Below are 16960 nucleotides of genomic sequence, written 5' to 3' on the forward strand. Positions count from 1 at the left end.
CTACAAAGGGGTAAAATCTCAACCGGTTACTGGAGAAGCTCTCAGCTTAACTTCTCTCTCTGGACAGTTCGTGAAGGAAATCATGTCTTTGGTCAGTGCCAAATATTATGTTACGGACTATATTACATAATCTTCTTTGTAGAAGTCAAGGAAAAAATCTCATTATCTTACCTCTGAATGATCTAAGAAGGCATCATAGCAACCGGATATTATTTCAATGTATCTAAGTATTCTCTGATCTGACTTGGGGTTTTTGCGAATTTACTATGCAAATGTGCCAATTTCTCACCATTTTTGAAAACAAGTAGGCTAGGTATCCCCCGGACTTCATATTTTTCCGCAAAGTCTTCAAATTGTTCTGAATCGACGGCGAAAAAATCCTTGTCTGCGTGTTCGGTAACAATATCCCCAATAAAACGATCAAGGTTCTTACAATCCGGGCACCAGCTTGCATCAAATTTCATAACCGTATACCCATCTTTATTAATACTTTCCTGAAATTGCTCTGGGGTCTTAATTCTCTCCATGTTGTTATCCTCCCTAATTGTGTATCTGTATATATAATACCCTAATAACACAGTTTCCTGAACCCTATTTATATATTTTGCAATGCCTTTTGTTACTGAATCGCTGAAAAAAGGTCATTTGATGCTTCACTAAAAGTAGGATGTGTGAACATTCCAGGAGTTTTTATTAACAAAAAAGGTGGCTATCACCTGATGTCGGATGATATCCACCTTCAATATTAATTCGATAACAATTTCTTATACATTTTAATAGTGCTTATGTGCATGCCTTCATGGTAAATGGAGAAGCTGAGGAGTTGTTCTGGCGTTTCTAAAGTCATCCCGGAAGATGTAGTATAAGGTGGATCGGCTTTAACCTGTAAGTTCTGGCTGAGTACTGCACGAATTCGTTCAGGCTGTTCTTGGAGTAGGGTCTTCAATTCATGAAGAGTCGGAACAGTTACGGATTCGGGAAGACTTAACGGAGAAGTGCCTAGTCCGAATTGCTCCTTATAACCGTCAGGCAATTGTTGTGACTGGTTTGAAAAATGAAAAGCCAATCGTTCAAGGACAACATAAACATGCCCCAGATTCCAGCGGATATTATTTCTGAATCCTTCAGGGATCTGGTCGGCCATTTCTTCTGTGATACCATCCAACAATTTTAGAGTTTGACCTCTTACAAAAGTTATCTGCCTGAAAATAAAGTCTTCCATCTTCCTCACTCCCATCAAATTTATTCCAAATTAATTTTAACATGTATTAGTCATTAGTACATTATTACACCCAAAAAAAATTACCCCACCAATAACCACTTTATTCAAAGTGTTCTTAGGTGGGGCAATGTTTAGATTCTAAATTTGATTAATAAGCTAAGCTGAACAATGCATGAATGTGGGACAAGTAACGAATATTACTTGCTTCCTTCATGAGGGATGCAGGCAATCCTTTTAGCGGAGTAGAGTTACCACCGACAATGGCTACCCCATCTTTACGCCCTAAGCTAGCAAGTGTACCTGAGTTAATAGGATTAAATGTTTCAAACGATTTATCATTCAAGAATGCATACAGATTGTAGCCGATCAATTCACCCATTTGCCAAGCGATTTGTGCAGTAGGTGGATACGGACGTCCGTCTGCTGCAAAGTAAACGGCACTATCACCCGCAATGAATACATCCTTGTGCGAAGTTGACTGCAAGAAATCATTTACTGTGGCACGTCCACGGTTTACTTCAAGACCTGATTCGCCAACGAGTGGATTTCCTTGTACACCACCGGTCCATACGAATGTATTCGTCACAATCTTTTGACCGTCTTTTAGATCAACGACATTGCCTTCCACATTCGTAACAGGAAGCCCGGTAAGGAATTGAACCCCACGTTTCTCTAAGCTAGTTGTAGCACGTTCAATCAATGGTTCAGGTAATACCGGAAGAATCTTCGGACCTGCTTCGACAAGTAGGAGTTTAATTTCTTTAGGGTCTACTCCATATCGCTTGGCAAGTTCTGGCATGGCATCAGCAATTTCACCCACGAGTTCAACGCCAGTTAAACCGCCACCACCAATAAGAATAGTTGCATCGGCTTCATCTTTCGTCTTCGCATAATCACGAATACGGTCTTCAATATGATGTTGAATTCTGTTAGCGTCAGCTGCCGATTTCAATACCATACTATTTTGTTCTAGCCCTGGAATTCCAAAATAAGCCGTTGTGCTTCCCAGACCTACGACAAGTGCATCGTAAGTGAGAGTAACGCCATCGGATAAAGTAACTTGTTTATTGTCTACGGAAAAAGCATTCACTTTCGCAATTTTCAGATCGATATCTTTACCTGCAAAAAGCTTAGTAAGCGGCATTGCAACAGCGCGTTCTGCGGCACTACCAGCTGCAAGGCGATGCAATTCAGTAATAATTTGATGCGTAGGAAATTGATTGACTACAGTAACTTTGGCTTGCTCTTTATTTAAATACTTACGTACGGTTAAAGCACTTAACAAACCACCATAACCTGCACCTAAGATAACGATATGTTTAGACATAATGTTTCCTCCGTCCTTACGAATAAGATTTGAATTTAATTATTTGACTTGTTCACGTTCATTTGCGACTTGAAGGTAAGCATTCATGAAACGGAAGAGCTTCTGTGCTTGCGGGTCCTTCATCATTTTCATCAGGCCAAAAATACCAATAGTCTCTTGACTTTCATTGGCACGATCCTTCGCCTCGATAACAGTTGCCGCCATATTTTTGACAGAACCTACGACAGGTCCACCAAGTTCTTTAATCGCCCCTACCGTATCGCTCTTCAATATTTCATCTGAAGCGACTGACTGTACGAAGTCATAGGACTTTGTTAGTACACTTACAAGTTGTGTTATTTGGGGTAACTGTTCCACTAAAACAGTTAACGATTCCTGAACTTCTGGCTTTAAGAGCTGGTCTAAAACATCTAAATGCTCTTTAGTGACAGTTACTTTTGGTGTTTCTTGTTCAGAAAGGATTTGATTGATTGATTCTGACATATCTAACTCTCCTCTGCAGCAGCTTTACTGCATAATAATATTTTTAAAAATGAACCCAATAGTACTATTATAGCATTTTTCGTGTTACATTTGTCACATACTTTTCAATCCATAAGGTTAGTATGTGATTTTTATTACATCAATTATTTATATAAATCTCAAAATACCGCATATCAGCGCGTTTTTTTCTCAGATATCATTCCATAATTTGGTTTGGTGTCGAATAACAGAAACAACAAGTGGCCCTTCCTAATGAATACCGGAAGAGCCACTTGTTGCCATGTACTAACCTGATATAGTCTACATTAGATCAAAATCTCTCTTTTATTTACCTTATGTCCTGACAGGGATTGGTCAAACATATCAAGAATAATTAGAAACCGCTCAGCCTCACGAAATACGTGATCAGCAAGAAGTGGGTGAATAATGCTTTTAATCCTACATTGATCAATCAAATCACTCGCTGTTTTCTTGAAATCTCGTAATGACTTAACTGAAACCTTGTTCTCATCAACGAATTGACTTAATAAAGGTACCGTTTGAGATTGAGGACGCATGGAGCTTAGATCGATCGCTTGAAACACTAACTGATCAAATTCAAGACTAAATTCCCGAGCCTGATCAACTAATTTTCGTTCTGATGGATCGAGTAAATGACCAATGAATTTTGCGTGGTCTGCCATGATTTTTAAGAAAAACAGATTTTCGTCGATGATCGCATCTTGTAATGGCTCTAACTTCCCACGATTCAATTCATCTAGGCGGTTACGGAAATAGTTGGCCTCCCGACTTACATGATCAACTAGCAGTGGGAAATTATTTCCCCCTGGAAGTTTACACTGCAGTATAAGTCCTAGTATTCTTCTTTTGAAAGCCCAGATGTGGGTAGCTGCATTTTGAACTTCGGTATTAAACTCTCTAATGATCTGCGGGTCTGTATCCATTGAAAATGCATACGATCTTCTCTCGATATCCTCAAAGATGGCTTGGAATTGATTCGCCTCCGCAATGAGCTGGGTGTCTTCCGCTCTAAATCCTAATCGCAGAAAAAACGAGTGTTCTTTCATAATCCTTGACCAAAACCGTATTTCCTCTAATGAACGAGTTACAAAGACATTGGACATGAACATTCCCTCCTAGGGCGGCTTTAAACAAATCAACCTTCTTAGAAGATATGGTCTAGTCTTTGTCCAATATGTCAGACGTTATATGCTCTCCTGCTTTAATGCATCGATAATGTTTTCTTTCTTAACTTTAGAGCTGGAGTACAGCATAGCTGAGCTGACTAGAAGGAATACCGCAATAATTACGTATACAATACTTTTCCATGGAAGAGTGAATTCATAATTAAAACTGTTCATGAGTGATCTGTGTACCAAATACATGACGAGAACGCTAATCGGAAGCCCATAAAGCAATGACTTTATCCCATAAAATATACTTTCATAATTAATCATTTTATTAAAACCCTTGGGTGTCATCCCAATTGACTTAAGCATCGCAAATTCACGTTTGCGAAGGGATATGCTTGTGGAGATCGTATTAAAGATATTAGCAATAGAGATCGACGTAATTAATGCGATAAATCCGTAGGTAAATACCGACATCAACATGATCATTTGTTCATCTTGTTGTCTAATTTGAAAAACATTAAGTACATACATATTGCTTTCAACTAATTCTTCGATTCCTTGTTGAGTTGCTAAGGGATTATTACTTTTCAGATAAAAGGCGGTCTGAATGTCAAAGTTTTGCTTATCAATCAACATTTGATTCATAACGGTTTCGGAAACTACAATATTCAATCCACCTAGTCCTGCTGGATAAATCCCCATAGGTAGTTGATCTGTCAATGCAGCAACTTCCACCTTGGTTAAAGGTTTATCTTCACCTGTTTGGTTTTCTACATACGTTAAATCAAGACTTTGGCCAATCTTCGTATATATAGCCTTTGTTTCAACATACTTCTTCGCTACTTCATCTTCATATCTGGTTGTATCAATCACAATTGCATTGAGTTGATTCGGATCTTGAAGATGTTCGTACTTTGCACCAATTGCTGTTGTATAAGCTTGCAGACTTTCATCACTTAGTGCATTGATAATAACGTAGTAAGGATATTTCCCATCTGTAAGTAAACTCTTATCATTTTTAACCATCTCTTGCAATTCAGGTGCGATCACAGCTTCCTCAATTTTAGAGTATGCATGCAGATTTTTAATAACGTTATATTCCGTAATATCATCCAAACTTAAGATCGATTTTAATAATCGATTAGATTTATCAGCTGGTTCGTTATACGTGGATACCTGAATATCATAATTTACACCCTCCTGTGAGAGTTCCAGTGATTTATGCAAGTTGGAGGTGAAAAAGGATACCGCTAGGAACAAAACAATACTGATAATAAGGGAAAACACGGTTGCCTGGTACCTGCGTTTGTTCCTCTTTAAGTTTTTCAGTCCTATTTCTGCTTCGATACCGAATAGTTTACGAACCAATTTGGATGTCTTGACTGCCTTGCCCGTCAGCTTAACATCTGTAGTCTGCCGGATCGCCTCAATTGCAGAGATCTTAGAGGCTTTTCTTGCAGGGAGATATGTTGAAATAAATATCGTTAGCATCGAAACACCACAAGCGATCAATATGGACCATGGTGTAACGATCACAGTTAGCTGTTCTGTTATTCCGAGTGCACCTTCGATAATCGAATTAATAAACAAAAAGGTGATACCAATCCCCACAAGTCCGCTAATAATCCCAATGGGAATGCTGATCAAGCCGATGATAACTCCCTCAAAGAACACGGAATTTCTCTTTTGCCTTTTAGTAGCACCCACACTCGAAAGCATACCTAAGTGCCTTGCACGTTCCGAGACGGAAATAGCGAACGCATTATATATTAATGAAACAGAGCCAATAATAATGACCGCCATAATGATCACCGACATTGACATAATTAAGCCTTGTAGACTGTCATCATTCGTTATGCCATAATAACGCAATAAATCGTTGTTAAATGCTATGGATTGCTTATCTATCTTATTTTCTTGCGCTACATCCTCTGCATGAGAATATAGAGACTTCTTGACCTTATTTAGCACAACTGTCGCATGAACTGTATCGTCCGCACCCATTATATTCTCATCCACATAACTAATGACAGTATATCCAGGTGCCCATGTCGGTTCCCAAGTAGGACGATCTATTATGCCAACAACCGTATAAGTAGCTGTTGTAGTATTTCGTAACGTTTCAGTTAATTCACCATTCTCAGCTTGTAATGAATTATGCTGCACTAATACTTGATCATTACCCTCACTATCAACCCCTAATCGTTCTCCAATATCAAGAGTTAACGTATCCCCGATTTTGTACTCTACTTTGGCCGTTTTCGCAATTTCCTCTGAAATAACAATCTCATCATTAGCTTGTGGGAGCCTTCCTTTATTCAACTTGATCGGAAATTGTTCAAACCCTTGAGTATTATACTCTTTGATAAACAAATAAGGTTTATTGTCATTTTGACTCCCTTTTAAAAGGGAAAATCCACGATCTCTTGAAATGACAAGCTCTTTTGTGGCGTCATCAGCCTTAATCGCTTCAAGTTGAGTCTTATTCACATCTTTGTATAGGACATGCCACTCCCCATTCGTAGCAATGCTTTGTCTTTGCATGAGTCCCATGAAAGAGACACCAAGTGTAGCGACAGCTGTCACCATGGCTACGGAAATAATAACTCCGATAATGGTTATAAGCGTTCGTCGTTTATTTTTCTTCAAGTGTCTTATCGTTAGTTTGTTGACAATATTCATGGACGAATCACCTCGTTATTGGCAATCCTTCCATCTTCAATGGTAATGACTCTATCCGCTTGCAGCGCAATTCGTTCATCGTGAGTGATAACGATTAGCGTTTGATTAAAGGTTTTATTAAACATTTTTAGCAAGTCAATGATCTCACTACTATTCTTACTATCCAAATTACCGGTTGGCTCGTCCGCCAGCATAATAGCAGGATTACTAATTAGCGCACGACCAATCGACACACGCTGCTGTTGTCCACCTGACAACTGGTTAGGCAGATGATTTAAACGATCTTTCAGATTTAGAATCTTCACGATATCAGCAAATTGCTTCTTATCTACCCGATGTTGATCCAGCAACAAAGGAAGCGTAATATTCTCTTCTACCGTTAGGACAGGAATCAGGTTATAAAACTGATAAATCAACCCTATTTGTCTGCGTCTAAAAATCGCCAGTTGAGTTTCGTCTAAGTTATAAATATCCGTGTTATCGACGAATACTTTCCCGCTTGTAGGTCGATCCACACCGCCCAGCATGTGCAAAATCGTTGATTTACCCGAACCAGACGGGCCGATAATGGCAACGAATTCCCCTTTTTTCACTGAAAAGGATACATCATCAAGCGCCTTAACCGCAGTTTCGCCTTTACCATATGTTTTAGATAGATTTTCAATTGTTAAAATATCCATTATATTAGACCTCCATTTTGATTATGAGATCAGTATATCGGTCTATAATGACTTTCAAGTGACTGTAATGTGACTAGATAGTCACTTTATAAAACTTAATACGGAATTGCGTACCTTTTTCCTTCCCGCTCTTCACTTCGATGTCTCCGTTTTGACTTGTAATGATGCTGTGAGACAAGGCAAGTCCTATTCCGACGCTATCCTCACTTGCATTCTTACCTTTATAGAAACGGTTAAAAATATAAGGTATGTCCTCTTTAGGAATTCCTTTACCGTTATCAGCAACGATGATCTCCGTAAACAGGGCATTTTCTGAAAAAGAAATGTTGATTTCTCCACCTACATGAGTGTGCTCTACGCAGTTTTTTAGAATATTGATCATAGCTTCGGCCGTCCAATTGAGATCACCACTAAAAGTGGCGTTATCTTCACCAATAACGGAAAGCTTTTGCTCCTTGATATCCATCGGAATCAGAACAGGTTCTAATGCTCTTTGAATAAGTTTCTTCACTGCGATTTGATCATGCTTAAATAACGCGGTTCCCGCATCGATTTTTGAAAACTTTAATAATGACGAAACGAGCCAACCGATCCGTTCGAGTTGGATACGGATATTGCGTGTGAATTCTCTTCTTTTCTCTACTGGAAGTTCAGGATTACTCAATAGGTCTGCCATCATTGTCATAGAAGTAAGTGGTGTTTTGAGTTGATGAGATATATCCGAAATTGCATTGGTAAGCTCTATTTTTTCTTGTTGTAGTAACGAACTCTGTTCGGAAAGCATCAAAGTCACTTTATAAATATCGTTCTTCAGAATACTAAGCTCACCCTCCTGATTGTCACGCACATCAAGAGAATAATCCCCACCACTAATCTGCCGCAAATAGCCTGAAAGTTTCTCGATTTCACGGTATCTCCATCTCGTAAATACTAGACAGCATCCGATGAGCAAAGTAGAAGTAATAAGAGTAAGTACTAAGGTCATAGGTGAAATTACAGCTGCAATAATTACCGCTACAATACTGATTAAACACATCATGAGGAGAAGCACTCGGTACTCTCTATTTCGTAGCATATCAATCACCAACCTTATAACCTAAGCCACGTACGGTTTTGATGATCGAGGGCTCTTGAGGATTTTCCTCCAACTTTTCCCGTAACCTTTTTATATACACTGTTAATGTATTATCATTCACGAAGTCCCCTGCCACATCCCAAATTTGCTCTAACAACTGATTTCTGGAGAGAATTTGTCCGATATGATTAGCAAAGATAAGTAATAAACGATATTCCAGCGCGGTTAATGTAATCTCATTTTCATTCTTATAAACTTTTCCTTCAAGCGTGTTAATCCGGATATTGTCTAATTCAATGATCGGTTTAGGTTGATTTTGTTTATGGTATCTCCGCAATACAGATTTAATGCGCGATAACAACTCACGAATTCGAAATGGCTTTGTTATATAATCATCTGCCCCCATATCTAGGCCCATCACTACATTGACCTCATCATCCACTGCGGTTAAGAAAATGACAGGGATATCACTCCTTGCTTTCACCATCTTACATAATTCATAGCCACTCCCATCCGGAAGTGATAAATCAAATAAACATAAAGTGAAAGTAACCAGTTCCACTTCGATCACCGCTCTGGCAGATGTAAAGTCATGACAAAGCACGGTCTCAAATTGATCTTGTTGTAGTGAATACTCAAGTCCAGATGCGATTGTTTTATCATCTTCTACAAGTAAAATTTTCATATGAAATGATCATCCTAACTTTCGGTATAGAAATATTGGGTTTGGTTAAATTACACTCATCTCAATACGAGAGGAGAACTTGCAATGAGTAAGAAAATAATCTTGTCTGCCTTCGTTCTACTTATTTGTATTACCATGAATCTAAGTGTTTACGCTAAAACAGATTTACCAGTAACAAAGGATACGGGAAAATGGGCACTCGTGTTAAGCAAAAGTGATATTCCATCGCACCAACCTGACAAATTTAATAGTTACAAACTGACCATCACGAATCTATATCATGAAATTTTATATACTTCGTTCGAACTTTATCGTCCTGATCGGAATCGAAATCTAGAGATGATTATGCTTATGGATCCAGTAAAGTATCGAATTAAATCCTATGAAACAGTTACATTTATTAACTTTAATATAGCTAATTACGCAAATGAAATGGAAGTTGTTATCAATTGGATAGATAAAAATAATAGAAAACATAAGCAAAATATAGTATTTACTAATATCCAATATTAATGTACACGGGGTAGGGCTATCAGAGAATTAGTTAAATTTCTCCTCATAAACGACCTTGCCCTCCTGATCTAATCCTTGAATGGATTTCCAGTGGGAATTTAGATCTTTATCGTTCCATATGAATAAGAACATTCTGTCTTCGTTAATTTCCTGGCTCATTGTGGAAAGCGTTCTTGCCTCTTTATTGTCGACACTGTCAGTTTCTGTATACAAAACGACTGTTGTAATTTCAGGGTCAGATACGTACCCGTAAAACTGTGCTAAAGTAAGCTTCTTATCTCGTTCCGAGACACTCCAACTGTAGGTGAGCGGCTTACTACTGTCGATCCACACACCGCCAACTCCCCCGCCTGGATGCCATCCAAGCCCTCGTTTAATCACTGTATCTGACGAGAACCACTCTTTGTAAACTCCTAAATAAACTGTAGTGTTACCGCCAAAAGGAACTACCTTTACGATTTTTGATGGTCCATAGTGATAACTTCTTTCGGAAAGCTCATGTGCCTTAGTTGGTGTTAAACTTCCCATATATGGGTTATATCCTCTGAAGAATAAGAAAACAAACAGAATAGCAATACACCATTCCACGATAAGAATAACAGTCTTTTTACTCATTGCCCCTCACCATCCTTCGCCAGGGGAATATTTATTTCTGCTTGCCGATCATACCACTCATATTTAAGGGTAATGCTCCCTAAGGGTTCGTTCATTTCGTTAAAAGAAATAAAGCCCGTTTCGCCTCTCCCTGTACTACTACTACTTGAGCTGTGTTGCATAAGCTCTTCTCCATTAGAATTAATTAACTTAATCGCTGAATTTGGAAAGGACCATCCACCCGGATCTTGTTTGCTAATGGAATAGTGAAGGACAGTCTTCTTAGAAGTTAGGTAAAGCTCCTTAGCTGTGAAAATATCCCCATCCATATCTATTTTCTTATTCAATGTATACTTGGTAACGGGTCCATCGTGATTTAATGACTTAATGAATTCTTTGTCACTACTATTCGATACGATAAGACTAACCGCTTGTATAATCAGCAATAATCCGAAAATAACAATAATCGATCTTCTTATGATAGTTCCTGCTATTGCTACAATTCTCATTTGTCAGACTCCTTTGTGAACCGTTTTTATGCAACGATCAACCTAATCACTTCCATAATTTATAATACCATACTTCGGAATTGATCCTTTTCGTATTAGTTGCACAACAAAAAAACCAGTCAAAACATTTAAAATGTCTGACTGGTTATAAATACACTCTATACGCTTCAATTAATCATTTGCCTGCTAGAGCTTGATCCACCTTGTCTTTGAAAAACATTTTTAATAATGGTGGTGTAACCAGCGTTGTTAAGATGACCATAATGACTATGGAAGTGAAATATTGCGGTAACAATAAACCGGCTTGTAAACCTGTTGAAGCGATAATTAGGGCTACCTCTCCTCTACTTACCATACCTGAGCCGATAATTAGTGAAGACTTAGAATTAAACCCGGTTAAGCGTGCGCCTAGCCATCCTCCTAATAACTTAGTTACACATGCAATTATTGTGATAACGATCAAGAACCCCCACTGTTGACCTAACCCCTCGAACGAAACATTGAGTCCAATACTCACAAAGAATACAGGAACAAAAATGGAATAAGCGATCGGTTCAACTTTTTCCTCTACGGTATGTTTATAATTGGTTTGTGAAATTGCAATCCCTGCTGCAAATGCACCGATAATTCCGGCCATTTGTAGAGACTCCGCAAAGTAAGCAAAACCGAAACATATAAACAACGCAGCGGAGATCACCGCTTCTGTGACTCTTAAGGGTGCCATCCATTTCATGACCTTTGGTACGACATACCAACCAGCCAAGAATGTAACAATGAAGAACAGAGCTTTTTTACCTATTAGAAGAGGAATAGAAATGTCATTTCCAGTTCCTACTAGACTCATCATGACCGCAAGTAATATGACGACAAGTACATCATCGATCACTGCTGCGCCAAGGATAGTTGTTCCTTCTCTAGAGTTCAACTTGTTCATTTCCTTTAATACTTGAACAGAGATACTAACTGAAGTTGCACAGAATATTACACCGAAGAACAAGGCGTAGTTTTGACCAAAACCAAAGGCAATTGCAGCGCTATATCCCCCAATGAAAGGAAGAATAATTCCACCAACAGCAACAGCAAAAGCTGATTTCCAATTTTTCTTAAGTTGGTCCAAATCGGTTTCTAAACCTGCAATAAACATCAGAAGAAGAACACCAATCTCGGAAAGTTCATCAATAAAGCTACTATTCCCAATCCAACCAAGTACCGCTGGCCCTAATATGATACCGACAATTAGTTTCCCTAATACAGCTGGTTGACCAATACGTACGGATAAGTCCCCTGCAACCTTTGTGAAAAATATAATTAAAACTAAGTACAGAATGAATTCCATGAGCAAACCTCCAGATGTTGTTGTATTCTTATTGTGTCCTGAAAACCAACAATCATGATCCCCCTTTCGCACATGCCGACAAGTTTAATGTCTTTTTTTGGACAAAAAAATAGAAGGAGCCCTTGGTGACTGGCTCCTCCATAATTACAATTACAAATATGCTGTTGTTGTTATTATAATCATACACAAATATTACGACTGGCGCAAGATCATTACTTGGCGGCTACACAGTTTCTACAAAGAAAACACATATTCACGCGTTATAATTTAGGTTGAAATGAATGACTCAACCTGGAGATGACATATGATTGTTCACAAGTTTAAAAAAGGTGATATCGTCCTAATCGCTGTGATTTTATTGTTTGCATTGATTTTCATGGGTATAAGGTGGTTGCAGGATACAGACCAGAGTTACATTAACGGAAATTACTCTGCAACGATAAAGATAGATAATGAAATTTATAAAACAGTTGAACTCACAACAGAAACACAATATGTAGAAATCAGAAATGATCGCGGGTATGACATTTTGAAAATTCGCGATAATGGAATTGAAGTTGTCGAGTCAGATTGCCCACAAAAGATTTGCTTTACCTTTGGATTGATTACTAAACCGCGTGAAACCATCATTTGTATTCCAATGCGCATGGTTATTGAAATTAACGGAACGCCGGTGGATACAGATAATGAAATTGATGTTATCGTTCAATAGGTGGTATACGAAGTTATAATTAATGCTTTTTCTTGCCCATCATTAATGGCATCAGTATTAGATGGGACAAAGGACAGATCAATAATATTAGGTACGGCATTATATTAGTACTTGTGTCTGTAAGTAGATTTGCTAGGAGTATTGCGGCAAATAATCCAATTGGCAACACGCAACATAATATCATCATCCAATTCCGCTTTTTTATCGGATGAGGTTGGTTCATGTTCCCTTTTTCTTGATCCTTCTTGGTATGATCGTGATTTCCACAGCAATTCATCACTCTTCGACCTCCCTTAGTATCCTATGTGAATTATTGTTTCAATTTCTGAATTTCCTCTTTCATGAGTTCGTTTTGTGCTTTTAACGCACTTAACTCTTCCTGATTCGCTTGCTCTGTTTCTGACTGTTTTGATTTTGAACCATGACCGTGCATTCCTCGCATACCAAACATCATAACTATCATCATTAGCGGACATGCCAGTACAAATAACCAAGACCAATCCATAAGTGTTACCTCCTAAGTAGTACTATCTTCTTGATATATTTATTCTAACTATGGTTTGTGTGGAAATAATGTAGAAACAACGCAGATTGCACGGGCTTTAGAAATCCACAAAAAAAGAAGCACGATTCTTCCGAATCATGCTTCCCTCTTCTGCTACATTATTGATCTTGCTTACATCATGTTGCCTGATTGCATCATATTGTCTGATTGCATCATGTTACCTGACTGCATCATGTTACCTGATTGCATCATATTACCCGATTGCATCATACCTCGTGAATCTGGATTTTTCACGTTGTCGTTACCACGGTCATGGCATGATTGATACATATCGTTCAACTGTTGTTCATTCATATTTGGATGTACTTCTTGCATATGTGGGAGCATGTCCTCAAAATTTCCTTCTGTGTCCTGATTATATCCCGTTGCAAAAACAGCACTGCCAATACTCAATGATAATGCAATCACACCTACAGCTGCTAATACTTTCTTCTTCATCTTAATTGCCTCCTAGATATCATGGTGTCTAATCTATGTTAATTATACTAGGTAAATGTCAAGAAACTATGAAGAACCCTACTTCCCGCTACATAATCTATAGTAATGATATTTCTCATCTTCTATCTCAGTAATCCCAACAGATTCGAAACCGCTTTTTTGTATGACTCTATTTGAGGGAATATTATGAGTTAAGGCTAAGGCGACCAGTTCCTCCACATCGGTATTTTCAAATAAATAATTAACCATGCCCTGTACTGCTTGAGTCGTGTAACCCTTGTTTGAATATTTGTTGGAAATAGCATACATAATTTCTCTGTTCGGTGGTGGTAATTCCTCTTTGATCCCAGAACAACACCAACCGATAAATTCTCCGGTTTCCTTTGATATAACCGCAAGACGTAGACGGAGTTCCCCGATGGCCCCACCTTCTGCTACCGCTTTCAAAAACTGTTTGTTTTCTCCTATTTCATAATTAACGAGCCAATCAAGTCGTTGCTCCTTAGGTGCATTCCAATCGGGCAAAAATTCTAACACCTCGGGTTCGCAAGTAATAGCGTACATTGCATCTATGTCCTCTACTCTATACTCACGCAAAATAATATCTTTACATTCAATCGTAAAATCCTTGTACATTTTCTCTCCCCCCAAATACAAGTCAACGCTTACCTCTTTTAACAATAAGGAAGTATATAACAATAATTATACCGATTAATGCCATGATATATATACAAAATTTCCCGGCATCCCGCCCAAATTGAACCAACGACATGCCTCCAAATGAGTTTGCCGGTACCATCATGCACATCAAGCCCATCGCCATAATTATGATGGCCAGTAGCCACTCGGACTTTTTCACGTATGCTCCCCCTGTTCATCTCGCATAAATCTGATTTCAAAGCGGGTTCCGATACCGATTGTACTGGTGACTAACATCTCTCCTCCTTGTAGTTCTAGCAATCTTTTGGCGATGGATAAACCGAGTCCAGTTCCCCCATGTAGCCTTGATCGAGACTTCTCTACCCTATAGAAGCGTTCAAAGATGAGAGGTAACTCGTCCTCCGGAATACCTATTCCCGTATCTTCTACTGCTATGTATACATAGGTTGGCTCCTCTTGTAAGTAGACATTGATTTCACCTTTCTCCGTATAACGAACTGCATTCTCCAACAGATTGATCAGAACTTGTTCTGTACGAAGTCCATCTCCATAAATCAAGGGAATACTACGACTGATATGTGTATTCAACTGTAATCCTTTATCGTTCGCTTTTAATTGAATTTTACGAACCGCGTTGTCCGTGATCTCCGTAAGATCAATCCATTCCGATGAGAGGCTAATTTTTCCTTCCTCCATTTTCGCCAATTCAAACAAATCGTTCACTAAATGTTGTAAGCGAAGGGATTCCTGGTGAATGATATCGAGATACTGATCTCTCTCTTCGTCTGTATCATATAAGCGATCCTTAACTACTTTTGAATATCCTTCTAGATAAGTAATCGGAGTCCTTAGTTCATGGGATATATTTGCAAAAAACTCCTGTCTTGTATCCCTGTATCGTTGCAGGTCTTCTGCCAAGTTATTGATCGCCTCAGCTAAGGATCCAATTTCATCATTACTGTTAATACTTAATCTCGCATCCAAATCACCCACGGCGATTTTGCGTGTCACATCCCGCATTTGAAGCAACGGTCTTGAGAGAATTTGCGCTATAATCCAGATGATTCCTAAAGCCAAGAGGAATGCTCCGACTCCTGAGAGAACTAATAGTTTGCGGACCGCAGATATCGAGGAATCCATATGCTTCGTCGACGACAATACATACAAAGAAGAAGTGATTTCTTGTTCGCTTTCAGTTGGAATAGGCCTTGCTGCTACGAAGTAACGTTCGCCGTCTTTATTGGTGTACTCGAGACTCACTGCATTACCTGTGAAAAGAGTCTTCACATCCCCAGAACGAATAAAAGAGGTGTCCGATGGATCGATTTCCCCTGAATGGGCTTGAATATTTCCCTTTTCATCAATATATACAATACTCACATTTGAAAAATCTGCGAACTTAAGTAACATCCTATCTGTAGATATATTGGGGGATTCGGCCATCATCGTGAAATGTGTAGTTAGTTCATCAACTTCTGTTCGCTTTTCAGTATTATAAAAATTCGTAAACATACGATCAATGGCCAAACCAAGTGAGGTCAGGACAAGCACAAATACAGACAAGATTACTAGTCCAAGCTTAAATCCAATTCTATTCCTTCTCACTCAGTACACCACCTCGATTAAACTTATATCCAACACCCCATACGGTTTGAATTGGATTATATGGAAGCCCCGCCTTGAGCGCCTTATCTCGAATGTTCTTGATATGTGTATCAATGACACGGAATTCTCCGGCATGTTCATAGCCCCATAACAAACTCACAAGTTCTTCTCTGTTAAATACACGTTGCTGACTCTTAGCAAATGCCAGGATTAAATCGAATTCCTTTTGCGTGAAATCAACCTGAAGATCTTGAATATATACTTCACGAGCTTCTGGCAAAATCCGAATACCTTGAAGCTCTATTGTCGGTTCTTGTAGCTGGACAGAGGAATGTGTAATAGCTGACCGTCGAATGATGGAGTAGACCCGGGCAATAAATTCTTCCGGTTCGAAAGGTTTGGTTAGATAATCGTCAGCCCCAATTCCCAGTCCATACACCTTGTCTTTCGTTTCTGAACGAGCCGTCAGCATCAGAATGGCGACCTGATCATTCTCGCGAATCGCTTTACATACCTGCCAACCATCCATATCGGGTAACATTACGTCTAATATAATAATGTCAAAAGCATGCTTTCCCGCTAGAGATAAAGCTTCATGGCCGTTAGAGGCCTCCTTCACTTCAAATCCTTCCTTCGTTAAATAGATCCGTAATAAATTCCGCATATTCCATTCATCATCTACCACTAAGACTTGAAGTTTTGACACGTAAACACCTTCCCTTAACTATCTTAACAAATAAC

Annotated in this window: 21 protein-coding genes; 2 read left to right on the top strand and 19 right to left on the bottom strand. The window is 38.8% G+C overall.

What is annotated here, in order from left to right; genetic code table 11:
* Nucleotides 1-209: 209 nt before the first annotated feature.
* The 9 genes from EJP82_RS14745 to EJP82_RS14785 form a co-directional block, all read right to left on the bottom strand.
* Nucleotides 210-527, bottom strand: a complete 318-nt coding sequence (locus tag EJP82_RS14745; protein WP_127192826.1) for a thioredoxin family protein — start codon at nt 525-527, stop codon at nt 210-212.
* 218 nt (nt 528-745) lie between these two features.
* On the bottom strand, nt 746-1222 hold the full coding sequence (locus tag EJP82_RS14750; RefSeq protein ID WP_170220195.1) for a DinB family protein: 477 nt from the start codon (nt 1220-1222) through the stop codon (nt 746-748).
* Nucleotides 1223-1370: 148 nt separating this feature from the next.
* On the bottom strand, nt 1371-2549 hold the full coding sequence (locus tag EJP82_RS14755; protein ID WP_127192828.1) for an NAD(P)/FAD-dependent oxidoreductase: 1179 nt from the start codon (nt 2547-2549) through the stop codon (nt 1371-1373).
* 39 nt (nt 2550-2588) lie between these two features.
* Entirely contained in the window at nt 2589-3032 is a 444-nt protein-coding gene (locus EJP82_RS14760) for a helical membrane plugin domain-containing protein (protein WP_127192829.1), read from the bottom strand.
* Nucleotides 3033-3337: 305 nt separating this feature from the next.
* The gene (locus EJP82_RS14765) at nt 3338-4156 is read right to left on the bottom strand and encodes a DUF2935 domain-containing protein (protein ID WP_127192830.1); all 819 of its coding nucleotides are present in this window, start codon (nt 4154-4156) and stop codon (nt 3338-3340) included.
* Between the two features lie 81 nt (nt 4157-4237).
* Nucleotides 4238-6847 (bottom strand): FtsX-like permease family protein, encoded by a 2610-nt coding sequence (locus EJP82_RS14770; protein WP_127192831.1) that lies wholly within the window; start codon nt 6845-6847, stop codon nt 4238-4240.
* The gene (locus EJP82_RS14775; protein WP_127192832.1) at nt 6844-7527 is read right to left on the bottom strand and encodes an ABC transporter ATP-binding protein; all 684 of its coding nucleotides are present in this window, start codon (nt 7525-7527) and stop codon (nt 6844-6846) included. The genes EJP82_RS14770 and EJP82_RS14775 overlap by 4 nt, the downstream gene beginning before the upstream one ends.
* 73 nt (nt 7528-7600) lie before the next feature.
* A complete protein-coding gene (locus EJP82_RS14780) occupies nt 7601-8602 on the bottom strand; it encodes a sensor histidine kinase (protein ID WP_127192833.1) in 1002 nt (333 codons plus the stop codon).
* A 1-nt stretch (nt 8603) separates the two neighbouring features.
* A complete protein-coding gene (locus EJP82_RS14785; RefSeq protein WP_127192834.1) occupies nt 8604-9287 on the bottom strand; it encodes a response regulator transcription factor in 684 nt (227 codons plus the stop codon).
* 84 nt (nt 9288-9371) lie between these two features.
* Here EJP82_RS14785 and EJP82_RS14790 point away from each other — a divergent pair, with 84 nt between their 5' ends.
* Complete coding sequence (locus EJP82_RS14790) at nt 9372-9800, top strand: hypothetical protein (RefSeq protein WP_127192835.1); 429 nt, start codon at nt 9372-9374, stop codon at nt 9798-9800.
* Between the two features lie 27 nt (nt 9801-9827).
* Here EJP82_RS14790 and EJP82_RS14795 read toward each other — a convergent pair whose 3' ends face one another.
* The 3 genes from EJP82_RS14795 to EJP82_RS14805 all read right to left on the bottom strand — a co-directional run bounded on the left by EJP82_RS14795 (nt 9828) and on the right by EJP82_RS14805 (nt 12239).
* Nucleotides 9828-10415 (bottom strand): DUF5044 domain-containing protein, encoded by a 588-nt coding sequence (locus EJP82_RS14795; RefSeq protein ID WP_127192836.1) that lies wholly within the window; start codon nt 10413-10415, stop codon nt 9828-9830.
* Nucleotides 10412-10903 (bottom strand): hypothetical protein, encoded by a 492-nt coding sequence (locus tag EJP82_RS14800; RefSeq protein WP_127192837.1) that lies wholly within the window; start codon nt 10901-10903, stop codon nt 10412-10414. Before EJP82_RS14800 ends, EJP82_RS14795 begins: the two co-directional genes overlap by 4 nt.
* Nucleotides 10904-11078: 175 nt before the next feature.
* Nucleotides 11079-12239, bottom strand: a complete 1161-nt coding sequence (locus tag EJP82_RS14805; RefSeq protein ID WP_127192838.1) for a cation:proton antiporter — start codon at nt 12237-12239, stop codon at nt 11079-11081.
* A 304-nt stretch (nt 12240-12543) separates the two neighbouring features.
* On the opposite strand from EJP82_RS14805, the gene EJP82_RS14810 reads away from it, so the two are divergent.
* The gene (locus tag EJP82_RS14810) at nt 12544-12951 is read left to right on the top strand and encodes a NusG domain II-containing protein (RefSeq protein ID WP_127192839.1); all 408 of its coding nucleotides are present in this window, start codon (nt 12544-12546) and stop codon (nt 12949-12951) included.
* A 19-nt stretch (nt 12952-12970) separates the two neighbouring features.
* Here the strand turns inward: EJP82_RS14810 and EJP82_RS28865 are convergent, their stop codons facing one another.
* The 7 genes from EJP82_RS28865 to EJP82_RS14840 all read right to left on the bottom strand — a co-directional run bounded on the left by EJP82_RS28865 (nt 12971) and on the right by EJP82_RS14840 (nt 16925).
* Nucleotides 12971-13228, bottom strand: a complete 258-nt coding sequence (locus tag EJP82_RS28865) for a hypothetical protein (protein ID WP_425464348.1) — start codon at nt 13226-13228, stop codon at nt 12971-12973.
* A gap of 33 nt (nt 13229-13261) precedes the next feature.
* Nucleotides 13262-13456, bottom strand: coding sequence for a DUF2933 domain-containing protein (locus EJP82_RS14815; RefSeq protein ID WP_127192840.1), 195 nt, complete (start codon nt 13454-13456; stop codon nt 13262-13264).
* 171 nt (nt 13457-13627) lie between these two features.
* Nucleotides 13628-13954, bottom strand: coding sequence for a hypothetical protein (locus EJP82_RS14820; RefSeq protein ID WP_127192841.1), 327 nt, complete (start codon nt 13952-13954; stop codon nt 13628-13630).
* A 78-nt stretch (nt 13955-14032) separates the two neighbouring features.
* A complete protein-coding gene (locus EJP82_RS14825) occupies nt 14033-14590 on the bottom strand; it encodes a GNAT family N-acetyltransferase (RefSeq protein ID WP_127192842.1) in 558 nt (185 codons plus the stop codon).
* A 22-nt stretch (nt 14591-14612) separates the two neighbouring features.
* Nucleotides 14613-14813 (bottom strand): hypothetical protein, encoded by a 201-nt coding sequence (locus tag EJP82_RS14830; protein ID WP_127192843.1) that lies wholly within the window; start codon nt 14811-14813, stop codon nt 14613-14615.
* Nucleotides 14810-16219, bottom strand: coding sequence for a sensor histidine kinase (locus EJP82_RS14835; RefSeq protein ID WP_127192844.1), 1410 nt, complete (start codon nt 16217-16219; stop codon nt 14810-14812). Before EJP82_RS14835 ends, EJP82_RS14830 begins: the two co-directional genes overlap by 4 nt.
* The gene (locus EJP82_RS14840; protein ID WP_211350113.1) at nt 16206-16925 is read right to left on the bottom strand and encodes a response regulator transcription factor; all 720 of its coding nucleotides are present in this window, start codon (nt 16923-16925) and stop codon (nt 16206-16208) included. The genes EJP82_RS14835 and EJP82_RS14840 overlap by 14 nt, the downstream gene beginning before the upstream one ends.
* Nucleotides 16926-16960 lie beyond the last annotated feature (35 nt).

The sequence above is a fragment of the Paenibacillus anaericanus genome, assembly GCF_003994475.1.
Taxonomy (GTDB): domain Bacteria; phylum Bacillota; class Bacilli; order Paenibacillales; family Paenibacillaceae; genus Fontibacillus; species Fontibacillus anaericanus.